We start from the raw sequence: 24,257 nt of genomic DNA on the forward strand, positions 1-24,257 counted from the left end.
CTTTAATTGTTATTCATTTAAGGAATTCTGAGACAACATTTTTCTAATTATTCTTATTTGACCTCTATGGTTAATTTCATCTTCAAATACGTGAAACCAAATAAAATAGTTGTTAGATTGGTGGTTATCCCATATTCTGTTTTCGTACAACCAAACATCATCTAGATTAGCGAATTCTTTAAAAGTTCTATTTCTAACTTCTTCTAGTTTGGCTATATAAAACTCTAAGGGATGTCCTTTGATATGTGTCCTGCCTTTATCTCCAAGACTGTATGGTGCACCCCATTCTTCCATTTCTTGTCCGTTCGGTTTCCGACCATCAAAAATCTCTATTTGAAACCCCTTTTCAACAGCAGCCATATGCAATAAAAGGGCACCGATACTATTACTATCCTTGCTCGGTAAATAGTCTAATTCGGCAGTCGTTAAGCCATTTACGGCTTCTAAAGTCGTTTTTCTAGCATAGTTCATTTGCGAGACAAGATGACCTATTTGGGAGCTAAATCCATCTAATTTTTCAATCTTAAATTCCATAGAACTTGCACCTCATTTACTCGGATAGAAATCTGGATATCTTTTATAACAATAATACCATAAAAAGTAAATTTTATCCTTGTCTTTATTGAAAGCAACAATTCTTACGAAAAGAGCCTTTTTAAAATAGTATTTTTCCTCCATGGAATTTTTTCTCCTTCTAGAGTAAATCTAATTTTTGTTAGTAAATCAATTTAACATCATTTAAACAAACGTAAAAATTAACTATAAATTTAACTATAAAATCATAATTAATTTTATCATAAACTTCCAAATGTGGTAAACACATAACTTATAAGTATTATTTATTAATAAAACTAACTTATATGATACTGTTAAGAGTTCCCAACTTTTTTTACTCTTATAAGGAGGTGTATAGAATGAATGATCTTGTTAGAGTAATCGGAGAAAGAATAAAATACTTCCGCTTAAATAAAGGGTATACGCAAGAAAAACTAGCTGAAATCGCCAACATTCATTCCGCTTATATTGGTGGTGTGGAAAGAGCAGAGAGAAATATTTCTCTTGGAACATTAAATAAAATAACGCAAGCATTAGAAATAGAAGCTAAAGATTTATTTAAACCAATTAGTGAAACGGAACAAATTATTAATAAGGACGTTTTGTTAACAACACATATGAACCTTTTAAGTTCAAGATCCCAGGAAGAGCTTATACTAATCCATGAATTAGTAAGTAATTTAGTATCTATATTGGATAAAAATCAAACTAATGAAGATTAAACAGTAAAATTAGTGTATAGAGGGGATTGTTTATGAAAGACCCAGGAATGTTAGGTTAAAGAGAACATACTCCTGTTCAAATGGGAGATTCAGGTGAAGGTATACAAATTAGATTTTGGTTTTAAGATAAATAAGATTCAGGTAAAATTGGTGTGAAAACTAGAAAATATCCAGGGGAATAGATGTAAGGATTTAGCAATTAATCCTCAATGGTGGTTGAATTTTGCTTTAAACAGATTTATATATCCACTTACTATTGGTATGGTTCATTTTTTATTCGAGTGGAATAATTTAATTTAGCATGCATATATGTGTATTTTTCTACTCTACTTTAAAATAAATTATTTTCGGCAGATTTTCACAATATCATCGTGCTCTTTACGTTTTCATAACAAAAAGGGATAAATCACTAGTGTGATTTATCCCTTTTTGTTATTTCTTTACATAATTACCATATATCCAACCAAAGCTTTTACCATCTTTGATTTTATACCAGTTGTTCTTTTTCTCGACTACTTCTACTACTTTATTTTTAGCCAAATGCTTATAAGTCTTTGCTTTTCCACTGTCACTTGTATGAACAGCGGCTTTATCTTTTGTTACTTTCATCTTGTATAGTGTATTTTGCGTTAGGTTAGTGGATACATATTGATTCCAAACCCAGCCATAACTTGATCCGTCTTTGATCTTATACCAAGTACCTTTTTTCTCTACTACTTCCACAATATTATTTTTGTACAAATGCTTGTATGTTTTAGATTTTCCACTATTACTTGTATGTATAGCGGCTTTATCCTTTACAATTCTTAAATCGTACAATGATTGTGGTGTTAGATTAGTGGATACATATTGGTTCCAGATCCAACCATAACCTGTTCCATCTTTAATTTTATACCAAGTACCTTTTTTCTCTACAACCTCTACAATATTGTTTGTATAAAGGTGTTTATACGTTTTGGATTTACCACTATTACTCGTATGAACAGCAGCTTTTTCCTTAGTTACTCTTAGTTCATAAAGTACTTTTGATGGTACTTCTGGTGTTAAGTCAGTGGATACATATTGATTCCAAATCCAACCATACGTTGAACCATCTTTAATTTTATACCAAGTACCTTTTTGCTCTACTACTTCTACAATGTCATTCAGGTTCAAATGCTTGTACGTTTTAGAACTGCCACTATTACTTGTATGAACAGCTGCACTATCCTTTGTCACTCTTAAGTTATAAAGAACTGTTGGTACTTCTGGTGTTAAATCAGTTGATACGTACTGGTTCCAAATCCAACCATACGTTGAACCATCTTTAATTTTATACCAAGTACCTTTTTGCTCTACCACTTCTACAATGTCATTCAAGTTCAAATGCTTGTACGTTTTAGAACTTCCACTATTGCTTGTATGAACAGCTGCATTGTCCTTTGTAACTCTTAAGCTATAAAGAACTGTTGGTACTTCTGGCGTCAAATCCTTTGAAACATATTGATTCCAAATCCAACCATAAGTTGAACCATCTTTGATTTTATACCAAGTACCTTTTTGTTCTACCACTTCTACAATGTTATTTAACTTCAAATGCTTGTAGGTTTTAGAACTACCACTGTTGCTTGTATGAACAGCAGCATTATCCTTAGTTACCCTAATTTTAAAAAGTGTCGGTAGATCTGTATCAGATCCCTCTTCATCTTTACTACTATCTTTAATGTAGACAGTTAAGTCTGCTTCCACATGATTATCATCCATTACAGCCATTGTAAATACTTGTCCATTTTTTGTAACAGTATCATGAATTAACCCGAATAGATTATAAGTTTTAGAATCTGGAGCATAATATCCAAAAACTTGGTCATTACAAGCCCCCGATGCAGATGCTGGATTTGCTTGTGTATTTTTAGCAGCATCAATTGTCATAGTACATTGTGCTTTTTCTAACTCAGCCGCTTTAATCCCGATTGGTATTATTGTTAGAAAACTTAAAATAACTACCAATAGTATAGTAAGATGTTTTTTCATTATTGAATTTCCTCTCTTTTCCCCTTTATTAATAACTATGTATGTATATATATGTATATTTTACTATTCCATCTAATAATTTTAAATACGAAATAGTAATAAAAACACAGGACTTTTTAACTATTTGTGTAAAAGTCATTTTATTTGCAATAAATAATATCGCTCAATATCCAGTGTACATCCTCTTAAAATACTCACCTCTCATTCTTTTTTGAACGCAAAAAAGCCTTTGAGTTAACACCTCTTTAAATACAAACGTAAATAAGAGTATGTTAGCCCAAAGGCTGCTGAGTTTATTAGTTGAGACTGCTAATCTAAGTAGATTGCAAGAAAAAGTAAAATATAAAATATATACAATATTATTTTACTTCAATAGCTAAGTATTTTCAAATAGAAATTTTGAATAATTCATCTAAAACCCTCTTATAAAGTATAATATATGTAACTAGTTATACTATTATCAGTGAAAGGATTATCAAATGACTATCTTAGATAAAGAAAAAATACAGGTAATTAATCTTCAAAACAACCCAAGTCTTAATAGTGAGCAAATTTATATCCCATCTAAACAAAGTGCCAACGTTTTGTTTAGATTTATGAACAAATTAGAATTCCTAGAAGATATTATTTTAAAAAAGGCAATAATTCCAAGATACTACGAAGAGAAACTAGATTATTTACAACTTGATAGCCTAGAAAAAATCGCAATTCCCATGAGTTGTTTTTGTGATATCCATTTAAATAAACTTGCTCCTCACATGGAAAATTACGGATTATACGGGATAGGATTGAGTAAAGAATGGGGAATTAAAAGAGGAATTCAACCGATACATTACGTTAATCAACATTCTAATTTACTATCAGATTTCAAAGAAGTTATTAATAAAACTCTTTCTGCACAAACGGAAGAAGAAAGAAGTACCTATACAGTTTATAACAATCTAATTTTACATCAATTATTTTATATGAAACCAATCGAAGGAGAAATGAGATATTCAGTTCAGAACAAAAGTAAGTACGAAAAAAGAAATTTCCACGATGAAAAAGAATGGAGATTTATACCTAATATAAATGGAATAGATACAGATCTTCCCCTGGTTATTAGTCAAGACCATTTAAATCCCAAAAGTTATAATACTTATTCAGATGGATTACGCCATAAGCCGGAGTTGTGGCTGGATTTTGAATATGATGCCATTAAATATATTATAGTGAATGATCAAGCAGATAGAAGTGAATTGATTTCATACATTGTCCATAACTGTAAAATAAGCGAAATAGAAAAGTACACCCTAATTTCAAAGATTTTAGTTTTTAATGAATTAAAAGAGGATTGGTGATTATGTTTACAAATTTTGAAAAAGCATTTTTTAAGCAAAATGAAATAGATCAAAAAATCCCTGCCGAAGTAATGCAATCTTTAAATGAAAAATTACCAGAGGGGTTTGTTTATACAGACTTAGGAGAAGGAGCTGCCGGACTCTTACCTAATACCGGAGGCGACTTCCAGCTTTCAGGTTTTAGTGTTCAATTGCCAGCTGATCTCCCTGATGATTTAAAACCATCAACTTTCTTTGAATTAATAGAATATATGTATAGAACGCAAACAAAAATTAAACTTATATCTAAAAATAATATTATAAAAATTAACAATAAAGAATTTGATATAGATGAATTACTAAAGCTCCCTTTTTCTGATTTGGAAGTAAGAGATTCTGAATTCTATATGGTGCCTAAACCATTTCAAAATCCCTTCAAAGTTATCCTAGAAAGTGATGAAGTTAAGCGGGAGTTTTTAATGAAAAGACAACCATATCCACACATGCATAAAAGTCTATTCAAAAGTATTGATAATAGTGTATTAGAAATTTCTTATTTAATCGATGAAATAAATAATCAAATTAAATTTAACTTTACATTAGATATTGATAAAACGAAGGACATCAAACAGTTGATAGAAGCATTAAAAATATATAAAGCTTGTATGAATGGACACATAAAAATAAATAAACAACCACTACCTCAAGCAACAGATAGTAAAACTGAATTAACTTCAATCGATGAAAATATTAATTTCTGGGTAAAGGTTTTGAAACTCCAAAGCTTATTAGGGGTAAATTTTATACCTACGTCAGAAATAAAACACAACGATGTTTTATTAGTCGAGGAACTTTATCGCTCCTTATATGAAAACAAGCCATTTAAGGAATATATTAAATTAAATGATTTAACCCTTAATGGAGTACGTGGAGTTAACCCTAAGGAATTAATAGATCAAAGCTTATCATTCCAATTTATAAGGAATAGCAAAAAAGAATTATTTGGTTGTGAAATCGAGCTTTTCAGCTTGATTGGCTACTTCGATTTTAAAGTTATTGGTGTTAATATATTAGATAATGATAAATACATGTTAGAAACTGAACCTACACCAACAAAAAAAACCTTTCAGACAACCATACACTTTATCAATGAAATAAATGCTAAAAGGTACCAAGAAGAAAAGGATATGGATGTTTTTCAAAACGCAGAAGAAATAATTTTATAAGTTACTGGACAGCAGATTACCTGCTGTCTTTTTATTTTTATATAAATATATTATTTTTTACGTTATTATTAACATTATAATTAAATATAAAAGTTATAATAGTTTATATATAATAGACAAATAAACTGTTTTTCTATATATCCCTAGATTATTATAATTTATCTAATTAACTTTAAAGATATTATAAATGTATTAACTTTATATTTAAATAACAAAAATTTATTAAATATTTATTAACTTAAAATAAATAAAATAAAAAACTATGCCTTTTATTCAAATTTTAAAAAAGAGGATAAACTTATGAACAATTACCCTACTAATCACAAAATTACAAACAATAGTATAATTAACTTCGAAAATTTCAATAATACAAAAGAATTAACAACCTTTATGTTAAACGAAAAATTATATACAAGATTATTAGTAGAGACAGATTTTTTAGATAATCCCAATGCCCTCCAATTTAGCGATCTAGAAATGATATATCTATTTGTACATAATAAAAAAGACATGAATGAAAAAAAGAACAGAATGACGAACACTAAGCAAGAGTACTTAAGAGATCTTTTAATTATTTATAAACAACTTTTAGAAAACCTAACTACTTTCCAAATTAAATTAAGCTATCAAGTATTGGGCCATGCTCCTTCCTTATTTCAATCGTTAACTCATAGCAATTTAAGAAAGTATCAAGAATGGTTGTTAACAGCTCCTTTAGGAAAAGGCGGAAAGCCTTATGCAGCTGCAACATTAAACCGAAAAATGATTATCCTTAAAAGTTTTTTATCTTACCTATATATAAATGAATATATAAAAATCCCCTTACATGAAAAGATGTTAAGCAGCAACGTGAGGGATGCAGATATTCCAAATAGAGACCTTAGCTCAAATGAGGTTCTTCAATTACTTGACTACTTTAAAGGACACCCAATTCTTCATTGTTTTATTGCCGTCCTTTCTACAACAGGCTTAAGGATTCGAGAATTGTGTAGTAGCCGGATTTCAGATATTACTTATCAAGATGGTGATTACTGGTTGAATGTAATGGGGAAAGGAAGGAAACAACGAGAGGTTCTATTGCACCCTAATATAATAGAAGAAATTAGATTGTTTAGGATAAGAAGAAGATTAGAATTCAAACTAGATACTACCGATGATTCTCCTATTTTTACAACTGCTACCGGAAACCCTTATAACTATAAATACTTGTCTAACTACTTAACGAAGCATATTAATAAGGCCGACATTACATTTATCAAAATACGCAGAACACCAATAACGCCTCACTTCCTGCGTCATGCTTATGCAATAATAAGTGCGGAGAACGGAGCAACATTAGAATCAATAAGTCCTAGTTTGGGCCACTCAAGCTATCGAACAACAGCTCGTTATTTAGAAAAACGACTATCACGTAAAAACAGTGCTTCTCATACATGGAAGAATTCAAATATAATTAATAGTCTCTGACAAGGGATTAGACTTAGAACAATTAAATAGATGGAATTTATTTAATTTATTAAAAAATATAAACATAAAAGGGATTGCTTCTTTAGCAAACCCTTTTATGTTTATATTCCCTTCCTTTTAAAACTTACCAGATCAAAGAAACAGCTTATTTTGTCTGCTGTGTGTAAATCACCGGACCAATGTTGAAAGGCTTTATTTTCTTGTAGAGAATTCTCAAGTATACCTACAAACCTCACAGTATTACCTGATTCTAACTCACCACAAGCCTCAAAATCCTCTTTAATCTTTTCAATGCTAGAGTTATTAAGATACCTTAACCAAGTTCTTAATATACCAGCTACTATGTCAGAGAGCTGTGTAAATTTATTTTCATGTGAATGTAAAAATTTATAGTTATTAAGCGGTATATCATTTATTAACATTGATACACTATTAATCTTTTCTTCAATAGTTGCCTCTTCATCAAAATAGTGATATGAGTTTTTAAATATTATTATTCTAGTTAAATATATGTCTTCAAAAGAGGATATTAATTCTAGATTTTTATTATTTTCCAACAATTGAAGACCATCATTTCTGGCAGATTTTAAGGATTGACGAAAGTACTCCATTAAAAAATCCTCTTGCCAATCCTCAAATTCTTTATCAGAAAGCCAATTCAAAATACTTTCAACAAAACCATTAACATCCGTAATGTTTGGATAGTTATAGTATCTTAAAATAGAAATAAAGTTCTCCTGATCGATTTTGATATATTTATATAATATAGTTTTCAGCTGTGTAAGCATCTCTCTAGGTAATAAGTAAACTTCCCCTAAGGTATCAATTAAATCCACTAGGCCATAATACAAATTATCTCTATATGAATAATGTATCCAAATCTTATTGTCTTCTATCCATTTTAGAACTAATCCTATCTTTTTTGCTTTCATAGTTGAATAAAAATCTTTAGCCCCATTTGAAGCTTGCTTAAATTTTATTTCTTTCATGTTTTTCTGAGTTATTAACTGAGCAAATAACTGTTCTACTTTTTCATTAGATATGTGATTTTCACTTCTATGTACTATTCCACCAAGAATGAAAAAATCATTTTCATTTACATTAAAACCTTCATTTGTAATTTTAAATTTCTTAGGATTATTTGTCTCATCATAAAAAAAGGAATAATTAATATCTACATTTTTCAAATCATTCATCTGAATAGCTCTTTCTCTTTGTAAAGAGACGTCCAAAATAGTCATCATTAAATATTACCCTTCTATTTACATATTGAAGACTTCCGATTTGTGCATGTTAATCTTAATTCCACCTATATCGCTTCAATTCACCATAATCAGATTTTCAAATTAATTACTTTATGCACTCAATAACTCATATAATGATACTAATCTGAACCAATTATATTGATAATCAAAAAAGACATAATTATAAACATCATCGTTAAACTTACTTCGGTATACAATACCAGTTATACCTTTACTTTTTGCACATTGGGCTATAAAGTTTGGGACAAGATAATCTAAGCCAGAGGAGCTTTCCAAGCTATAAGTGCAAAACTCAACAAGTGGATGCTTTTTATTAGTTAAATCAATCATTTTTACTGGCTCGATTAACTCCCATTCAATTACATCAACCGTTGTATCTTTATCTTTTACACACTCTCTAATAGCAATCTCTTTATTATCACAAGTATATAATTCTCCTTGCCCTACAACATTATATCTACCTTGTTTCGATAATCCGAAAGGTGCCGAAAACATTTCTGGTTGTGTATATGGGATTGGTCGCTTCTTTTTATCTCTTGGTCTTGCCCTAAATAATTTTATATTCTTCTCTAAACTAATAGTTTTTACAGTGTCTAGTTGCTCTATAATTCTGCGACCTACCTCGTGTTCTCCTCCAAGCATTGGATAATCTGCCAAATGCAAATAAAACGAAACAGCTTCATTTTTAGAAATACTCTCTAAAAGATCCGTAGCCCCAACGGTACTTACAAATGATTTGACAGGTATTTCTTCTTTACCACTGCTTTTTACAATAATAGTATTAAACTTATTGTTCTCAATATTTGATTTAATAGAATAATCATCTGGTGAAATACCTTTAAAAATTTTATTAGCAGATTTATTATCTACATTAGAATAAAATTGATTTAATGTTTGTATCGGAACAACAAGATTCTTAGAAAATTTAACGGAGCTAATCTTATTAGATGTTGTGCTCAAAGCAGTTGAGATTCCAGTTATAGATTTACCTACAGAAGCAGTTTTCCAAGTATCTAAGATCTCTGTTATTGGTTTTCTTACAGAAGTTGCAGTCTTCCAGGCCTCTAAGACTTCCGTTATTGGTTTTCTTACAGAAGTTGCAGTCTTCCAAGCATCTAAGATTTCCGTCATTGGTTCACTTACAGAAGTTGCAGTTTTCCAAGCATCTAAGATATCCGTCGTAGGTTTACCTACAGAAGTTACAGTTTTCCAAGTATCCAAGATTTCTGTTATTGGTTTCCTTAAAGAGGTTGCAGTTTTCCAAGCATCCAAGATTTCCGTTGTAGGTTTACCTACAGAAACAGTTTTCCAAGCATCTGAGATTTCTGTTGATGTTTGGTTAATCAACATTGATTCAACTAATGATTCGGTCTTATCTTTGTTTTCATTGGTCATATATTAGCTCCTGATTTCGAATTAAATATACAAAGAGTATTATAAATTTTCATTTACATTATTAATATACCAGATTCTAGCAGAAAATCTAAATATAGATTAACCTTAAAACCAAAATAATTTTACATGATATTCTAAAAGGCAACCTTAAAAATCTAATCGTCCAATAGTTAATAAAGCTTACAAGATAAAAAGGTAGCAATTAAGCTCTAAACCTGCATATAATACTTATCGTATTAGCCTTCATTAAACGTTTAATAATAATCATATTTACATTTTAAACGTAAACATATAACAGCCAATTTTATGATTTATAATCCAGTTATTGGCCATATTTTAAAAGATGCTTCCCCTAATATATGCGAAATTGGAAGGGTTCCAAATACTCGACTATCCGTACTATGATCTCTATTATCACCCATAACAAAAATTTCACCATCTGGTATACTCATAGTTTCAAAATCCTCAGTTTCTTCCTTTAGAAAAGACTCCTTAACTATTCTTCCATTAACATATAAATGGTTATTTTTATATTCTAATATTTCACCGGGTAAACCTATAACACGTTTGATTAATACGGAATTATCCGGAAGGGTAAACATGATGATATCAAAACGTTTTGGTTCCCCTATTTTATAACTAACCTTATTCAACAGAACATAATCATGGTCATTTAAAGTTGGATACATGGACTCCCCATCTACCTTACCTAAGGAAAAGAAGTAAGATCTTATAACAAATAGACAGATACATGCGACAATAAATACAAGAAGTTTATTTCTAATATATTTCTTATTCATTAAACGGTACTCCTAATTAAGCTAGTGGTTTTTCAAAGTTATAAATGATATGTTGCTGGTTCAACGTATCCGATGTAATAAAGTCTGCTCTACAATATCATCTATCACACCATGTTTATCCTGTTCCCCTATAGTTGGATTGGACATCTTATTTTTCTGGAATTGAACATAAGATCTTGTCAGATATTTAGTTAGAATAGCTTCTGTTTGTTCTAAAAACAATTTTGCATGGTAAGCACTTTTAAAAGTTATTACTGTCCCTTCTAGCAATTCATTAAAGGTACGTGTGGTATAAATCATCTTTTCAAATTGACTATTATATGGGTACATCCTTAATTTAATGTTTTTCTCGCGCTCTTTCAGTTTTACGCTGAAGTCTCCACCATTAAATTTTGGTTTCAACAAGATATATTCTAAGAATTTGTTATTAATAACACTTACCTTAATCCTTAAGTTATGGCACCGGTTTGCACTATCTTCATGATCATGTTGGAATTCATGTTCTATGGAAAGTATTTTTAATTTTGGTTTATGTAAATTCATATGTTTTCCTTTCTTTCTATGTTTTTAAATGCATTTATTTAGCTTTATATTAAAAAACTTCTCCCCTTAGAGGTAACGCCTGTTTCAATCGTTAAATCCAATCATAAACATCCTCTAAGGTAAAATGAGATTCTGATAAAGTTTCTGGAAATGACTCTTCTTGCTCTAATATCCTATGCATTTTATTAAGAGCTTCTGGCATTACGCCAAAACTGAATAAGTATCTATGCTTCACTGAGTTACTCTCTCTATAGGATTGCCTAACATAAATATAAAATTTCCCTTTTGTATATTTCTTTGTAAGATAGCCTGCTTTACCCATTTAACCCCTCACTTCGCCCTGTTTCCCCTACATAAACTTATATGGTCCGTGTAGGGTAAACCACGTTTTAAATATGGATTTATCGCCGTTATAAGTAAGTGATAACAATCTTAAGCCAGCCTAATATAGATATCCATAAAGGAACACTCAAAAGAGTTCCCCAAAATAACCCAACACTAAAGCTGCCGTCAGAATGATTCCATGTTACAACCTCTTTCATATGCTGTTTTTTCGTTACTGAAATTTATAGACAATGCTTTGTTTAATAGAATCCCAAGGTTCCATCTTTACCATTCTTTTTGAATCCCTTAATTAGAGATGTTGTACCGGTTGTAAGTAGTTTCTCTATATTAACCTTGGTGATGGTTACGCCTGCCTTCTGTTTGGGAATGCTAAAAGTACAGTTATTGGCGGAATAATTACTGCATCCATAAAATTTATCTCTCTCTATTAAATTTCCACCACAAGATAAACATCGTCCTATCTCTTTTGGTACTATATCCTGAATTAATTGCTCAGAGAAGTTCCAAGTCTTAGATTTCTCCTTTAATTCATTAAGAACAATCAAACTCATCTTTTCTGTTCTTTTTAAAAAATCATCAACCGAAGCTTTCCCATTTTTTATATCATCCAGATACCTTTCCATACGTCCTGTAGTTAGAACCGAAGTTAAATAACTATTCGCTCCTAAAGCCTCAATTAAAACCCTTCCTGCAGGTAGTAATAAACCTGATTATCTTGAACAGATATGTATTTATCTTTAACTTTGTTTATAATTTCATGTATGGTAGCGGCAGTTCCTAACACTAGTTCTTTATTCTTGAAATCCTCTTTTTCCCTGACCCAATTACCAGCGTTACTCATTATCTTGATAAGATCTCCATCTGTAAATCTAGGTTTTGGTTTTGTAAATCCTTCTTCTAATGAATGAGATAAGAGTATTCCTGTTTCTCCCTCATGTACAAGAGGAAGCATCTTCATTTCTAACTCTGTGTCTTCTTGTTCATCAAGGGATTTATTATATAGTTGTTTCCAACCATTTTGTGTGATTACTTTCCCGTTTGCCTTAAATGTAAATTGGTCATCGATAGAGAGGATCATTTCTCTAGACTGATATATGTGGTCTGGATAATGAGCAGCGATTAATGATTTAACAATTAAATCGTAGATCAGTCTCTCTTTACTACTAATGAATGAGTAATTACTAACATCCTCTGTAGGAAGAAGCGCAAAGTGATCCGAAACCTTAGAAGAATCTACATACCTCTTGTCATCTGTAATATCCTTCATAGCATCATTTAGGAGCGGTTTGTAATCCTCTAACTCATTTAGCTTTCGTAGAATATCAGGGAGTGTAGCTGCTTCCTCCGCTGTTAAGTAACAACTATCAGTCCTTGGGTAAGAAACGAGCTTCCACTTCTCATATAACGATTGTAAAAGCTTTAGCACGCGATCCGAAGAAAACTTATATAATTGATTAGCCTTTGATTGCAGAGTGGATAGACTAAATAGTTGAGGCGGCTTAACGATGTGCTCCTTCTCTTCAATGGAATAAACCTTTGGGCTTTTATTCTGGCAGAAATCCCTTACTAATAAGGCAGCTTCCTTATTAAAAATGTGACTTTCCTTATCGTTAAACCACTTTGCTGTTATGGTTCCATTCTTAAATTGTGTAGAAATGTAGAAGTCCCAATAAGATTCACTTTCAAATGTTTCAATTTCTAATTCTCTTTGATAAACAATTCCCATTAAACTGGTTTGTACTCTTCCAGCATTCATTGTTATATTCAAACCTTTTTCACCCATCAAAGTCGTTAACGCTCTTGTTGTATTGATCCCAATTAACCAATCAGCTCTTTGCCTCGCAATACCCGCTTGATATAAATGATTGTATTCCTTATTACTCTTCAGGGATTTAAACGCTGTCTCTACTCCATTTTTCGTGAGGGATGAGGTCCATAAACGTTTCACAGGCTTTTTGTTTCCTAAGTAATATAAAATTTCATCTATGAGCAGTTGTCCCTCCATGGCTGAATCTCCAGCATTAACAATTTATTTAATGGATGGATCCTTTAGAAATTTTCGAAACGTTTGTAAGGAACGATTTTTACTAGGAATAACCTTTAATTTAAATGTTCTAGGTACGATAGGTAAGTCTTTAATATTCCACGACTTAAGAGATTCATCATAGTCTCCAGGATTATAAAGTTCTAAAATATGACCAACTGCAGATATAAAGACAGCGGAATCAGGAAATGTCTTGCATGGTTCCACTAAGATATGATCACCTACCTTTTTATGTGGAAATGGTGCTACTAATTGATTCATCTGAATAGGCTTTTCGCAACAAACTAACACTTTCCCCAAAATCTCTCTCCTCTTTTCTGGTTAACTTTTAAGCTTTAGGAAGCGGCAATGGTATCTATTGTTCTTTAAATGCATTGGTTCTCTATTTTGTTTTGGTGGTAACGGTTATAATGTATCAAAATGGAAGCACCCACTTCTGGATGAACAAAATACTCATTGTTTTCTAGAATGTCTTCTATCGCTTGCTTCATTTCTGAAGCACTCATATTTTTAGAGAGAAACCCTGTAAATAAGTGAAGATCTTCCGGCAATTCAGGACCGTCCTTAAGTATCACTAATTTTGCGCCATCTCTCTTTTGGTTTTCTAGCTGAGTAAAGGAAGAAGCTTCTTTTAGATGGGTTGAGGTTACTACGATTAATCTAGGTGATTCATCATTAACCTTAAGATCACTTTTAGATATAACAGAGTATTTTGCTCCAAACATAATATCTATCACATCTTTTAATCCACTTTCGAAGCTAATGTTACTGCCTCCTACTACACAGATATCTGCACTCATAAATAATTCTCCTTTTTAATAAAAAAAGACCCTTTTCCAAAAAAACACATGCTGCATGTGCTTCAATGAAAAAGGGTCCTTCCCTTGATTTATGATATTGATTTCATTATAATCCAACAACATTACCTTATCAATAGCTTCTTTTCCAATTGCGTGGTCTAGGATAACGGGTTTTAGTTATATCGCCATTGAATATAAGCGCATATTGACCATATCCTTCCTCATCTACTACCCAGGCAATTCTAGATGCAAGGCCTAATGATGATTTATGGTCATGAAGAGGAATTGGTGAACGATATACATTTGCATGCCATCTTTTTTCTACCTCATCAACATCTTTAACGATAGAAAATTTGTTTGCAGATCCGTTTATAATCCAGCAACCGTAGGTTCCACATGGGGCGACAAACCAGGTAGCATCTAAGTCCGGTTTCATAGGATATTTAGAAGCATCTAATATTGCTTTTTGCTCCAATACTTCTTTTAACATGGAGTCATCGTCAATATTGTTAAGTGCCTTTGGTTTAGGTCGCTCATAATTCTCATCAGGAACTATTTTACTGAGGAAGTGAGTGCATCCCAACACTTCATATGTACTATCTACATTTACATTCGATTTAATCGAGCAGCTTTCGGTTATTTCATCATAATATTCACAAGAGTTTCTACAAGTTAGTTTTTCCTCTGTATTTTCTTGGTTTGTTGTATTATTTACAACCAATTTCAGCAATGTTATCACCTATTATTCAAAATATCTGCAGCTCGCTTAATTCTGTCCTTTTTTAGTAAAGGCATATCATTAGTAACACCCGTTTTTAACAACTTTTCTACGTGGATTATCTAATATCATTTTAACTTCTGATTCATTTACCTTATATCGAGCTGGCATACTTGTACTTCTCCTTACACTGCTCCAAATACTACTGGCATGATGCTTGTTAAGACAAATAATAATCCAGCAGCTACCCATAATCTTTTACTCCATCGCCCGAACTCTGGATGTTTTAAAAATTTAAAGAAAAGGAACATGGCGAATCCTATGAGAACCATCCCTAAAACGGTAAAATAACCAGTAGTACGAATTAAACGAATCACATCTGATGCAATCAGTGTAACATTTGTGCTGTTAATTGTAAATAACAAGATTAGAAAAATTCTAATTAAGAAGAATGCGATTGGCACCCATATCAGTAATCCAGTAGATCCCTTCATTACTTGCCCTGTTTTAGTGATAATAGAGTAACCTAACCTTACAACTCCAAATAAAAACATTAACACAAAGATAGCAGAGAAAAGGAAGGAAACTGTAGGAGCATATGCATTAATATTCGATGTCCAATTTACAACATCACTACTAAAAGATGATCCTTGATTAAAATTAATAGGGCTTGCGAATGCTTGAATGGGAAAAGCTATAGCTGCCACTAATAGCATTAGTAAAGGTATTCCTCGCTTTTTTATATTCATTTAGTATTCCTTCTTCGAATCATTTTTAAATCGGAAGGAAGTAGTAGATTCATAGGATATATTAGCCATACGCCCATTTAGCACTTGTAAATGCTCTACATATTTGTAATCTTTTTTTCCGTAATCAATTATTTTATCTGCAGTGGCCATCCATTGATTCAAGCATTGATGATTAATTCCTGGGTTATCTTTGAGATGAGGAACTATTTTCTTCCCTTCGATCTCCAAGATAAAGTCCACTTTGGTAACCATATGGTTATTACCAAAGAAAACAACTTCTTTCACAAAGGATTGAAACTTAACAACCCTCATAAATGGATTATATAGAACCTCTTGTACTCTATGCTTATTTCCATTGCATTCAACAGGAACTGGAACCGTTACTACTAGTCTAACCTTATTATGTTCCATGTCTCCTTCCGGCAGTACCTTTAAATTCGCAGTAAAATTAATATTTAAGGCTTCGCACATTGGTGAGATCCAGTTGAAATCAGCATAAACCAAATTATCTTCAATTGCTTCGTAATAATCATCAGTTTGGTTAATCCCTTGAATACCTTTTCCATCCAACAACAGTGATTGTTCACGAGCACTATATTTCAAGTGAAAACTATTAAGGTTGTACTTTTTCTCCCTTAGTACATTTATGATGGTGTTAATATTTTCTTCTGTTAGCATTGGCTGAATAGTCACTACAACTATCCCCTTTCCTGTTTATTGCAGTTTTCTTTCCTTGCTTACTTTATACATTATAGACATATAAATAACTCAACTTTGTCGAATTTTGTCAAAAACAAGCATCTTTTGACTCACTAAATAAAATACACAATAAATCTTTAGACTCATTTTGATGCAATGTCTATTTTTTTATGTATTTAATACCATAGGAACATCTGCTCCAAATATACATAAAGATATATATTTGGAGCAGAAGGTGACCATGATTGGTCACTTCCTACAAACTATATAGCTCTTGAATAGCTGTTATTGAATTCTATTTCTTCGTCCGGAATGAGATAATCTTCCGATATAGTTGAATCTAAAAATGTAATATTTAATACTTCAATGTTTCTTCCATGGCGGATGACATCAACAGCTAACAAGTCACCTCGTTTCAACCCCTGTGCATCCTCTCCAGCGTTTATCCAAGCGCGATGGCCATCAGATACATGTAAGTATTCTTCTTCTGTACCAATGATCGACACCACCCAATGTTGTTCACCTTCTAAACAATCTCCTATTTTTGCGGATGCTAATTGTTCAAAATTTGCTGATGAAACATCAGAAGTATCGCCATTATCTGAATCATAGTCTGATAAACTGATACAATCAGAATCAATCTTTTTATCGAATAGAACATTTCCTTCTACTTCTTTCTCTTGAATTGATTCAAAACTAGAAAGCTCTAATTGCAATTCCGCTAGTAAAGCTTCAGCCTCTTGGTTTAGTTCCGTTTTTACTACAAGAGGTTTTGACAAAATTGTAGGTTCCTCAATCTGTGCAGTTACAGCATCATCTGTAGAGAATTCTTCCTCTTCCATCTCAAAACAATAAAACTCTCTAGGATATAACTCATTTTGCAAAAAGTAATTTTTCATTCTTAAATCCGTACAATAAACAAAAAATATATTTTCAATTAGGTAATATAGGCATACAAGCCAATCCATGGTTATTGTAATCGTCATAAATTTTTCCCCCTTATGATTAAAGAAGCGCAAATGCTAATTGTCCACTGATAACTGCATTTTTCTTCTTTTTGATTTTATTGATATCATCGTTAGTCATTTCAAATAATGATATTTGCTCTATTTCTTTGATCCTTGTACTTTCTTTCCTTTCGATTTCTGTTAGATAACCAACTATCTCCCCATCTGCAACACTATCCCTGCCAAAGGCTTCTTTTCTAAATAGTTTTTAAAGCTATCAACAACTAATTTTTTAGCCTCTTCTAAATTGCCCTCACAATATGTAGTAAAAGTATGAGTCGCTTTTTTAGTATGATCACTGAACCAGTAGTATTGATTCAAACAACCTTGAAAATTCTAAATAAAAGCGAATATTGTTATTCTTCAAGTTGTAGGATATTTGTTTGAACCATAATGAATTACCTGTCCTTTATAGATTGCTATCTTTTTGTTTTGGCTTTTTGCCATGTTAATCTTCCTCACCTTTGTTTTAATTACCATCATCAACCGTTTTAAACGAAAACTAAACGCAAAAAAGCCTTTGGGGTCAATGATAGAAAACAGCTAATTTATTTCAGCTATTCTTATTCATCAACCACAAAGGCTGTAAGTGTATTATTGTCTGTCTGCTAACCCTAAAATGGATTGCACAAAAAAAATAAAAAATAAAAAGTAAATTAATATATGGGTATTATATCCTGTTTATATTAAATGGACAAGCTCTTTTCAGAATAAATCCACGGACGATTTCCCTATATATAATATTTAAATAAATTGTATTTATTAATCTTTGTATTTATTCCGGTTAAAAATTTTTTAATGGTACCTTAAAAATTTTTTAACTTATCATACCTTAAAAAATTTTTGACCTATAAAAATAAGCCGTTTTGATACCTTAAAAAATTTTTAACCTATGAAATTTGATACCTTAAAAATTCTTTAACCCTACCTTAAAAAATTTTTAAGGTAGGGTTAAAAATTTTTTCACCCTGCATTAAAAACTTTTTAAGGTATAAGAGTAATCTAATTGATAGATAAACTAAATGAATTTACATGTCATAAAAACCACTAGTTTATATTGGGAAATGGATTGTAAATAATTCATCTTAAAGTAAGATTTTATTTATTTGTTACCATTTTTCTTGCTTGTTCCATTAGATCAACTAACCCTTTATATGCCTCCTCTTTAGAATGTAATTTCTTCTGTAAATACTTATTTTGATTAATTAATTCATTAATTTTGTCATGTAAATCTTGTTCATGGCTATTACTAACTTCGCTTTGATGATTGAATATTTTCGACTTATTATATATTTCTTTTAAATAATGAATGATGCCGTCAAATTGATCAGCATTTGTTGTTTTAAATACTTGCTCCTCTTCTCTTGAAAGTTCTGTTACTAACTCCTCCACTAGAGGTTTCCCCTGCTTTAGTTGTTTTCTTTGCACTTTTGCTGCTTCTATATTCGATTTATATTGCTTTCTTACGTAAGCATTCCATCTAAATCCACAAGCAGCACTTGTACGAGATAATTGTTTCCCTACTTCTTCAAATGCTTGAAGCTGCGTACTGCCCTCACTAATACTTCGCAGTACAACATCAGCTAATAGTATGTCTTCTTTTTCTGTCCAGGAATCTTGTCTTGTTTTTGGCATAAGAAATCTCTCCTAGTGTTTTTTATTACATATTATTCGGGTCATAGAAAAGTAAGACTCAATTATGTTATTTAAATGATCAATTCCCTCACTTTTATTCAGCTGACAAACAAAACAGAGTAAGATACTAAAATAAAAAAGATGTGCCAGTTAGACACACCTTCGGAATTATTGTTGAATTACTATAGCGTCAATCGATTTATCATACTCTCGAATAGCATTCGAGATGAGATCTGCATATTTATTCTCCAGCCAATCTTTACAAAACTCATTAGGAGCTAGTACATAACAGTTGTTTTGCGTGAGTTTTATAGAAATTCCTTTAAACCATGTATCAAATGAAGGTTTGGAAAGCTTCTTAGACACATAGGTAAGTAGATAATTTAACATATTGGCTTCATGTTTATCCATTTCTGCTTTTCCATAGTCAAGTACTACCTCTTCATTTAATGCTAGAGGTTTGTTATTATTTTTAATAATTTCTCCATATTGTTGCCAGACACGATATATTTCTTCATAGTCCATTTGATTTTCAAGATTTATTTTCTCGTTGTTTCGAATCATTTCATTTACATACTTGTCATGTTCTGCTCTTAACTTTTTAGGAAGTCCTTCCTTTTCTTTTTTCATAGCTTTCTTAATATGAGCCGAAACATTATCTGGAATTTCTAATTCCTTATTCCCTTCAAGTAATGCCTTAGTTAATAAGGGTACTTTCTTTCTGATTTTGAAAATTGGGCCTTCTTCCTTTTCTCTTGATCGGTTTATAACATTGAATTTATAGACAAACCCATATCTCTCCAATATTTCTAAGTAAGCATGTATAGTAGGTCTTGATTTATCCATTTTAAGACTGATCATTTCAAAATTAGGAAAACACCAATCTTTATTCCCATAAGTATATCTTTTTAAGTGGGCATATAAAGCTAAGCCCTCAGCGTTTATAAAGTATCCCCAGTAATCAAATAAATAGTTATTTAGAATGGTAAGCTCTCCGTCAATATAAGGGATATTTTCGCCATAAGCATCTAAGGAAAATTTTCTTACTTCCGTTTCTGAATATACGACCTTATCTAGTTCTGGAACATAGTAAGTTAATTTACTTTCGTCCTGTTTAACTAATTTCATTCTTTGCTCAAGATTCCCCGTATCAATTGTTCTGTAATACTCTAATTTGTCATTTTTTCCTTTTAAGTTTAACTTTTCAGATTCCATACTATCCTCCAGGGATTACCTATTAAAGACATATATGTAGGTTTTTTCTTGAAATTAAATGCTTATGTGATAGAATAAACGGAATGTAATAATTAAGAAAAAACCCCTTGTCGTTTCTATTAACCTCAGGTCCTAAACTGATAGGTTAGTAAATTATAGGTGTTTTTTTTACATTAGTAAACAAAATACATAAAAAGGACCCCACAAGAAAACTACCGTAGCTATAGCTCGGTTTTTTCAGTGTAGGGTCCTTCCCTTTTTGTATACTATTGTTCTTATTATTAAAGCATACTTCTCCTTAAATCTCAATGTCTGTCAACCATCCATGTTTATGAATAATAGAGGTTGTAATAAACACAACACTTTTGGGGTGTAAGTAATTAATAGAAGTAAATCTATTAAATCTATTTAAACTACTACACTTCTCTTTGTTTGTGCTTGTTTATATAAATCTATTTAACTTGTTTATACTTGTTTAACCTGTTTACAGATCTAGCAAACTGTTGGGGCAGTAAGGCTTGAGCAATTAAAGCACAACACTTTTGGGGTGAAAGCACAACACTTTTGGGGCAAAGCACAACACTTTTGGGGTGAAAGCACAACACTTTTGGGGTGTGAAAGCACAACACTTTTGGGGTGAAAGCACAACACTTTTGGGGCAAAGCACAACACTTTTGGGGTGAAAGCACAACACTTTCGGGGTGTAAAAGCACAACACTTTTGGGGTGAAAGCACAACACTTTCGGGGTGAAAGCACAACACTTTCGGGGTGTAAAAGCACAACATTTTTGGGGTGTAAAAGCACAACATTTTTGGGGTGTAAAAGCACAACATTTTTAGGGTGTAAAAAGTAAACGTTCTATTTTCTTAAAACACAACAAATTTGGGGCCAAAACATATCATTTTGACTGATTTAAGTGTGTTCTTAAAGATTAAACACAACATTTTTGGGGTGGTGCATAATGAATATTGTTTAAAACACAACGTTTTTGGGGTGAAATAACACATCTTAGGGTGTAAAGCACCTCATTTAGAGAATTTAGTTTGGAAGATATGTACATATAGAGTACTAACAGCAAAGATAAACACAACACTTTTGGGGTCAATTTACACAGTATCAGAAAATAAAGCCCCTCATTATTAGGATTAGTTTGAACGATGAATACTATTAGAGTACTAACAGCAAGAATAAACACAACACTTTTGGGGTCGGTATTTTATAAATACCTAAAACAAACATTTTTTAGTTTACGTTTGTTTTAGCTTACGATAAAATAAAACTACCAATATTCTAGGAGTATAAATTGTCATGGAAAATAATAGAGAGATTATTTTTAAAGATACAAACTTAGTATCAAAGGCAAACTCAATAGTAGAAGCAACCTATAAGTTAGGGGTAATGGAACAAAAGATAATATCTGTAATAGCTTCTAATATCCATCCCAATGATAAGGATTTCCAAACCTATACTTTTTCTATTAAACAATTCGGGGATTTAATTGGTTCAAAGTCGAAGAACTTATATAAAGAAGTTGATAAGATAACAACCCAATTAATGCAACCCTTTTTATTTATTAACCACGAAGGGAAACCAACCCGTATAGCTTGGTTATCAAAAGCAACTTACAATATAAACGAGGGTTCTGTAACAGTTCGCTTTGATCCAGATTTAAAACCTTTCTTCCTTTTGTTAAATCAGAAATTCACTAGGTATAAACTAGGGAATATTCTGCATCTACGTAGTAACTATTCTATTCGTCTATATGAGCTTTTAAAAAGTTATGAGGGTTTAACAGAGAGAACCTTTACGCTTGAAGAATTACGGGCTAAATTAGGGCTCCAAGACAAATATCCAGTTTGGATTAATTTTAGGCAGAGAGTTATTGATCATGCCCAAGCAGAACTTGCTAAAAAAACAGACATATCCTTTACTTACGATGCAATCCGAAAAGGACGCTCTATACATAAGATAAAGTTTAAAATAAAAACGAACAGTTCTTCTGACCAGATAATAAAGATAGAAGAAGATACTTATTCTCAGGATGTTATTGATATTCAGCGACTTGGTCTAGAAATAGGAATGAATTTGAATAAAAAAGTTATCACTGAATGGCTTAATTACGGAAAGAATAATATCGTTGAGTTGATGCAATCTATTAAATATGACGATACTATAAAAAATCCTATTGGCTATATTTCAGCTGTACTTCCTAAAAAAGCAACAACCGACGAACAACTTGCCTTATTTGACGATGATAAATCCATTCTTATTGAAAAAGCTATCCGGGAATTTATTATGAGTAAGTTACCTAAACGGAAAGTTACAAGAATTGAGAAGATACCACATTATATGCATAGAAATGACGCTTTAGAAATCCTGAAGAAATATTTTGATGAAGAAGAATCTAAAAGAATTTGGGAAGAGCAAGGCGCTGAAATAACTGAAAAACTTTATGAAGAAAGTCAGAGCAAATTGATAAAGGCACCTTCCTTATAAGGTGCCTTTTTATGATCTAGTCAGTTTATTAGCGACTCAATTTCATTAATGAATAAGGCTTCTTCCATATTGGAGCTTAGTATTGTAGCAATTTCTGGTGTAACTTCCGCTTCAATATCTTCAATGTCCTTTAATCTTGCTGGGGCTTCTTCTCTTATCGCAGACATTAATATGGTTACTTCGTGGAAGCTCTTATTATCAACCTGCTTTATACTGTCCTTTGAAAGGGAGTATAATTCTACTAATGTATTTTCCTCTATATTATTAAAACAAGTTTTCTTAATTGTGTATTTATCTGCCACTAGTATCATCCTCTTTTTTGTATTCTTACCACAAAAAAAGCCAACTAAACATATGTTTAATTAGCCGGTTGCGCTACTAGCTTCAAATCATCCAAGCGCCCAAATAAAGATGATTTTTCATCGCTTCTAAGTATAGTGACTTTATACCTATATTATATTCAGTTTTTACCAAAATGCAACTTTTCTTCTTTAAAGTATTTAATAAACTTTTATTTTTATATCCGCTTCTTTTTTTTCTACTGCCTCTTCTTTTTTTTCTGGTGTAAAACAGACGGAGATATTTCTATTTCCTATTACCTTATTTGCGTAGGGAAGTAATTTTTCTGTTTTTTCATAGTTTTCTAGGCTACGTTTCTCGCCACGTTTATCATTGTCTCTAAAATGACTAAAATAGATTTTATTATGTTCGTTATCTTTTGATGTCGGATAGGAATGAGAACATACTAATCGATCAAAATTTTCTTTTCCAGCCTTTGTGGGAGTTGCTTTGTCTAATATTCTATAGAAATTGTGTAGGCTAAACTCCCTTCTTTCCGTGCCGTTAAGTTCTAAGAATTTCATTAAATCTTTAAATAAATCCTCTCCTAACCTATTAGGAAGCTCAAAGCTTTCGAAATTATCACTTTTTTTATAATCTAATGGCAAGGTCAAATATTGGTGTGTCTTTCTTTTAAATAGACCTAATATATATTCTTTGGGTTGTGAATTATCTGTATAGGGTCGCTTCTTTATGATTTTATAATCATATTTAAAAATCGCACATATCTCCAGGTCTTTTTTATAGGGGATGTTATTAATAACTTGATAGTCTATTTTTTTATTTTTCATTGATTTTGCGAGAGAAAATAAATTATTTAACCTGTAACCTCTACTCATCTTAACCCTCCATTAAATAATTGCTCGTGCTTTTTTTTATTCCTCATCAACTTAAAACTTAACTC

The 24,257-nt window shown here is 31.5% G+C and carries 24 protein-coding genes and 1 riboswitch; of the genes, 5 read left to right on the forward strand and 19 right to left on the reverse strand.

Going from position 1 to position 24,257, the window contains the following annotated elements; all coding sequences use genetic code 11:
• Window positions 1–9: 9 nt before the first annotated feature.
• Window positions 10–534, reverse strand: coding sequence for a DinB family protein (locus NCCP28_RS18015; RefSeq protein WP_127739871.1), 525 nt, complete (start codon window positions 532–534; stop codon window positions 10–12).
• Between the two features lie 380 nt (window positions 535–914).
• Here NCCP28_RS18015 and NCCP28_RS18020 point away from each other — a divergent pair, with 380 nt between their 5' ends.
• A complete protein-coding gene (locus NCCP28_RS18020) occupies window positions 915–1,277 on the forward strand; it encodes a helix-turn-helix domain-containing protein (RefSeq protein ID WP_127739872.1) in 363 nt (120 codons plus the stop codon).
• A 432-nt stretch (window positions 1,278–1,709) separates the two neighbouring features.
• Here the strand turns inward: NCCP28_RS18020 and NCCP28_RS18025 are convergent, their stop codons facing one another.
• Window positions 1,710–3,290 (reverse strand): SH3 domain-containing protein, encoded by a 1,581-nt coding sequence (locus NCCP28_RS18025; protein WP_127739873.1) that lies wholly within the window; start codon window positions 3,288–3,290, stop codon window positions 1,710–1,712.
• A 479-nt stretch (window positions 3,291–3,769) separates the two neighbouring features.
• On the opposite strand from NCCP28_RS18025, the gene NCCP28_RS18030 reads away from it, so the two are divergent.
• The 3 genes from NCCP28_RS18030 to NCCP28_RS18040 all read left to right on the forward strand — a co-directional run bounded on the left by NCCP28_RS18030 (window position 3,770) and on the right by NCCP28_RS18040 (window position 7,302).
• Window positions 3,770–4,630, forward strand: coding sequence for an abortive infection system antitoxin AbiGi family protein (locus NCCP28_RS18030; RefSeq protein WP_127739874.1), 861 nt, complete (start codon window positions 3,770–3,772; stop codon window positions 4,628–4,630).
• Between the two features lie 2 nt (window positions 4,631–4,632).
• The gene (locus NCCP28_RS18035) at window positions 4,633–5,835 is read left to right on the forward strand and encodes an abortive infection system toxin AbiGii family protein (protein ID WP_127739875.1); all 1,203 of its coding nucleotides are present in this window, start codon (window positions 4,633–4,635) and stop codon (window positions 5,833–5,835) included.
• 300 nt (window positions 5,836–6,135) lie between these two features.
• Window positions 6,136–7,302, forward strand: a complete 1,167-nt coding sequence (locus NCCP28_RS18040) for a tyrosine-type recombinase/integrase (protein WP_127739876.1) — start codon at window positions 6,136–6,138, stop codon at window positions 7,300–7,302.
• Between the two features lie 101 nt (window positions 7,303–7,403).
• On the opposite strand, the gene NCCP28_RS18045 is transcribed toward NCCP28_RS18040, so the two are convergent.
• From NCCP28_RS18045 to NCCP28_RS18115, 15 genes are all read right to left on the reverse strand, one after another.
• Window positions 7,404–8,546 carry a DUF3800 domain-containing protein gene (locus tag NCCP28_RS18045; RefSeq protein WP_127739877.1) on the reverse strand — a complete coding sequence of 381 codons (1,143 nt, stop codon included), beginning with the start codon at window positions 8,544–8,546 and terminating at the stop codon, window positions 7,404–7,406.
• Window positions 8,547–8,657: 111 nt separating this feature from the next.
• On the reverse strand, window positions 8,658–9,962 hold the full coding sequence (locus NCCP28_RS18050; RefSeq protein WP_127739878.1) for an RES family NAD+ phosphorylase: 1,305 nt from the start codon (window positions 9,960–9,962) through the stop codon (window positions 8,658–8,660).
• Between the two features lie 311 nt (window positions 9,963–10,273).
• On the reverse strand, window positions 10,274–10,762 hold the full coding sequence (gene lepB / locus NCCP28_RS18055; RefSeq protein WP_127739879.1) for a signal peptidase I: 489 nt from the start codon (window positions 10,760–10,762) through the stop codon (window positions 10,274–10,276).
• 60 nt (window positions 10,763–10,822) lie between these two features.
• Complete coding sequence (locus NCCP28_RS18060) at window positions 10,823–11,305, reverse strand: hypothetical protein (RefSeq protein WP_127739880.1); 483 nt, start codon at window positions 11,303–11,305, stop codon at window positions 10,823–10,825.
• A gap of 91 nt (window positions 11,306–11,396) precedes the next feature.
• Window positions 11,397–11,627 (reverse strand): hypothetical protein, encoded by a 231-nt coding sequence (locus tag NCCP28_RS18065; RefSeq protein WP_127739881.1) that lies wholly within the window; start codon window positions 11,625–11,627, stop codon window positions 11,397–11,399.
• A gap of 262 nt (window positions 11,628–11,889) precedes the next feature.
• Window positions 11,890–12,273, reverse strand: coding sequence for a topoisomerase C-terminal repeat-containing protein (locus tag NCCP28_RS18070; protein ID WP_127739882.1), 384 nt, complete (start codon window positions 12,271–12,273; stop codon window positions 11,890–11,892).
• Between the two features lie 53 nt (window positions 12,274–12,326).
• Window positions 12,327–13,655 carry a DNA topoisomerase gene (locus tag NCCP28_RS18075; protein WP_127739883.1) on the reverse strand — a complete coding sequence of 443 codons (1,329 nt, stop codon included), beginning with the start codon at window positions 13,653–13,655 and terminating at the stop codon, window positions 12,327–12,329.
• A 24-nt stretch (window positions 13,656–13,679) separates the two neighbouring features.
• Window positions 13,680–13,994, reverse strand: a complete 315-nt coding sequence (locus NCCP28_RS18080; protein WP_127739884.1) for a hypothetical protein — start codon at window positions 13,992–13,994, stop codon at window positions 13,680–13,682.
• A 65-nt stretch (window positions 13,995–14,059) separates the two neighbouring features.
• Window positions 14,060–14,494: a hypothetical protein gene (locus NCCP28_RS18085; RefSeq protein ID WP_127739885.1), complete on the reverse strand. Its 435-nt coding sequence runs from the start codon at window positions 14,492–14,494 to the stop codon at window positions 14,060–14,062.
• 130 nt (window positions 14,495–14,624) lie between these two features.
• Complete coding sequence (locus NCCP28_RS18090; protein ID WP_127739886.1) at window positions 14,625–15,224, reverse strand: hypothetical protein; 600 nt, start codon at window positions 15,222–15,224, stop codon at window positions 14,625–14,627.
• A 173-nt stretch (window positions 15,225–15,397) separates the two neighbouring features.
• Window positions 15,398–15,961, reverse strand: a complete 564-nt coding sequence (locus tag NCCP28_RS18095; protein WP_127739887.1) for a hypothetical protein — start codon at window positions 15,959–15,961, stop codon at window positions 15,398–15,400.
• Complete coding sequence (locus NCCP28_RS18100) at window positions 15,962–16,654, reverse strand: hypothetical protein (protein WP_127739888.1); 693 nt, start codon at window positions 16,652–16,654, stop codon at window positions 15,962–15,964.
• Between the two features lie 269 nt (window positions 16,655–16,923).
• Window positions 16,924–17,646, reverse strand: coding sequence for a hypothetical protein (locus tag NCCP28_RS18105; RefSeq protein WP_127739889.1), 723 nt, complete (start codon window positions 17,644–17,646; stop codon window positions 16,924–16,926).
• 1,119 nt (window positions 17,647–18,765) lie between these two features.
• Complete coding sequence (locus NCCP28_RS23675; RefSeq protein WP_127739890.1) at window positions 18,766–19,302, reverse strand: RsfA family transcriptional regulator; 537 nt, start codon at window positions 19,300–19,302, stop codon at window positions 18,766–18,768.
• 168 nt (window positions 19,303–19,470) lie between these two features.
• Complete coding sequence (locus tag NCCP28_RS18115; RefSeq protein WP_127739891.1) at window positions 19,471–20,517, reverse strand: DnaA N-terminal domain-containing protein; 1,047 nt, start codon at window positions 20,515–20,517, stop codon at window positions 19,471–19,473.
• A gap of 1,309 nt (window positions 20,518–21,826) precedes the next feature.
• Between NCCP28_RS18115 and NCCP28_RS18120 the strand changes: the two genes are divergently transcribed.
• The gene (locus tag NCCP28_RS18120) at window positions 21,827–23,014 is read left to right on the forward strand and encodes a replication initiation protein (RefSeq protein WP_127739892.1); all 1,188 of its coding nucleotides are present in this window, start codon (window positions 21,827–21,829) and stop codon (window positions 23,012–23,014) included.
• 20 nt (window positions 23,015–23,034) lie between these two features.
• Here the strand turns inward: NCCP28_RS18120 and NCCP28_RS18125 are convergent, their stop codons facing one another.
• A complete protein-coding gene (locus tag NCCP28_RS18125; RefSeq protein ID WP_127739893.1) occupies window positions 23,035–23,316 on the reverse strand; it encodes a hypothetical protein in 282 nt (93 codons plus the stop codon).
• Between the two features lie 53 nt (window positions 23,317–23,369).
• A riboswitch (cyclic di-GMP riboswitch) is annotated at window positions 23,370–23,453 on the reverse strand.
• A 61-nt stretch (window positions 23,454–23,514) separates the two neighbouring features.
• On the reverse strand, window positions 23,515–24,192 hold the full coding sequence (locus tag NCCP28_RS18130; RefSeq protein WP_127739894.1) for a DUF6037 family protein: 678 nt from the start codon (window positions 24,190–24,192) through the stop codon (window positions 23,515–23,517).
• Window positions 24,193–24,257 lie beyond the last annotated feature (65 nt).

The sequence above is a fragment of the Niallia sp. NCCP-28 genome (genome assembly GCF_023168165.1).
Classification (GTDB): domain Bacteria; phylum Bacillota; class Bacilli; order Bacillales; family Cytobacillaceae; genus Niallia.

Bases quoted from the DNA above. Each gene is read 5' to 3' on its own strand.
- NCCP28_RS18130 (WP_127739894.1), bottom strand. From the start codon at position 24,192: ATGAGTAGAGGTTACAGGTTAAATAATTTATTTTCTCTCGCAAAATCA.
- NCCP28_RS18030 (WP_127739874.1), top strand. From the start codon at position 3,770: ATGACTATCTTAGATAAAGAAAAAATACAGGTAATTAATCTTCAAAAC.
- NCCP28_RS18075 (WP_127739883.1), bottom strand. From the start codon at position 13,655: ATGGAGGGACAACTGCTCATAGATGAAATTTTATATTACTTAGGAAAC.
- NCCP28_RS18065 (WP_127739881.1), bottom strand. From the start codon at position 11,627: ATGGGTAAAGCAGGCTATCTTACAAAGAAATATACAAAAGGGAAATTT.
- NCCP28_RS18020 (WP_127739872.1), top strand. From the start codon at position 915: ATGAATGATCTTGTTAGAGTAATCGGAGAAAGAATAAAATACTTCCGC.
- NCCP28_RS18095 (WP_127739887.1), bottom strand. From the start codon at position 15,961: ATGAATATAAAAAAGCGAGGAATACCTTTACTAATGCTATTAGTGGCA.
- NCCP28_RS18115 (WP_127739891.1), bottom strand. From the start codon at position 20,517: ATGGAATCTGAAAAGTTAAACTTAAAAGGAAAAAATGACAAATTAGAG.
- NCCP28_RS18050 (WP_127739878.1), bottom strand. From the start codon at position 9,962: ATGACCAATGAAAACAAAGATAAGACCGAATCATTAGTTGAATCAATG.
- NCCP28_RS18070 (WP_127739882.1), bottom strand. From the start codon at position 12,273: ATGGAAAGGTATCTGGATGATATAAAAAATGGGAAAGCTTCGGTTGAT.
- NCCP28_RS18105 (WP_127739889.1), bottom strand. From the start codon at position 17,646: ATGACGATTACAATAACCATGGATTGGCTTGTATGCCTATATTACCTA.
- NCCP28_RS18040 (WP_127739876.1), top strand. From the start codon at position 6,136: ATGAACAATTACCCTACTAATCACAAAATTACAAACAATAGTATAATT.
- NCCP28_RS18025 (WP_127739873.1), bottom strand. From the start codon at position 3,290: ATGAAAAAACATCTTACTATACTATTGGTAGTTATTTTAAGTTTTCTA.
- NCCP28_RS18060 (WP_127739880.1), bottom strand. From the start codon at position 11,305: ATGAATTTACATAAACCAAAATTAAAAATACTTTCCATAGAACATGAA.
- NCCP28_RS18015 (WP_127739871.1), bottom strand. From the start codon at position 534: ATGGAATTTAAGATTGAAAAATTAGATGGATTTAGCTCCCAAATAGGT.
- NCCP28_RS18035 (WP_127739875.1), top strand. From the start codon at position 4,633: ATGTTTACAAATTTTGAAAAAGCATTTTTTAAGCAAAATGAAATAGAT.
- NCCP28_RS18045 (WP_127739877.1), bottom strand. From the start codon at position 8,546: ATGATGACTATTTTGGACGTCTCTTTACAAAGAGAAAGAGCTATTCAG.
- NCCP28_RS18120 (WP_127739892.1), top strand. From the start codon at position 21,827: ATGGAAAATAATAGAGAGATTATTTTTAAAGATACAAACTTAGTATCA.
- NCCP28_RS23675 (WP_127739890.1), bottom strand. From the start codon at position 19,302: ATGCCAAAAACAAGACAAGATTCCTGGACAGAAAAAGAAGACATACTA.
- NCCP28_RS18085 (WP_127739885.1), bottom strand. From the start codon at position 14,494: ATGAGTGCAGATATCTGTGTAGTAGGAGGCAGTAACATTAGCTTCGAA.
- lepB (WP_127739879.1), bottom strand. From the start codon at position 10,762: ATGAATAAGAAATATATTAGAAATAAACTTCTTGTATTTATTGTCGCA.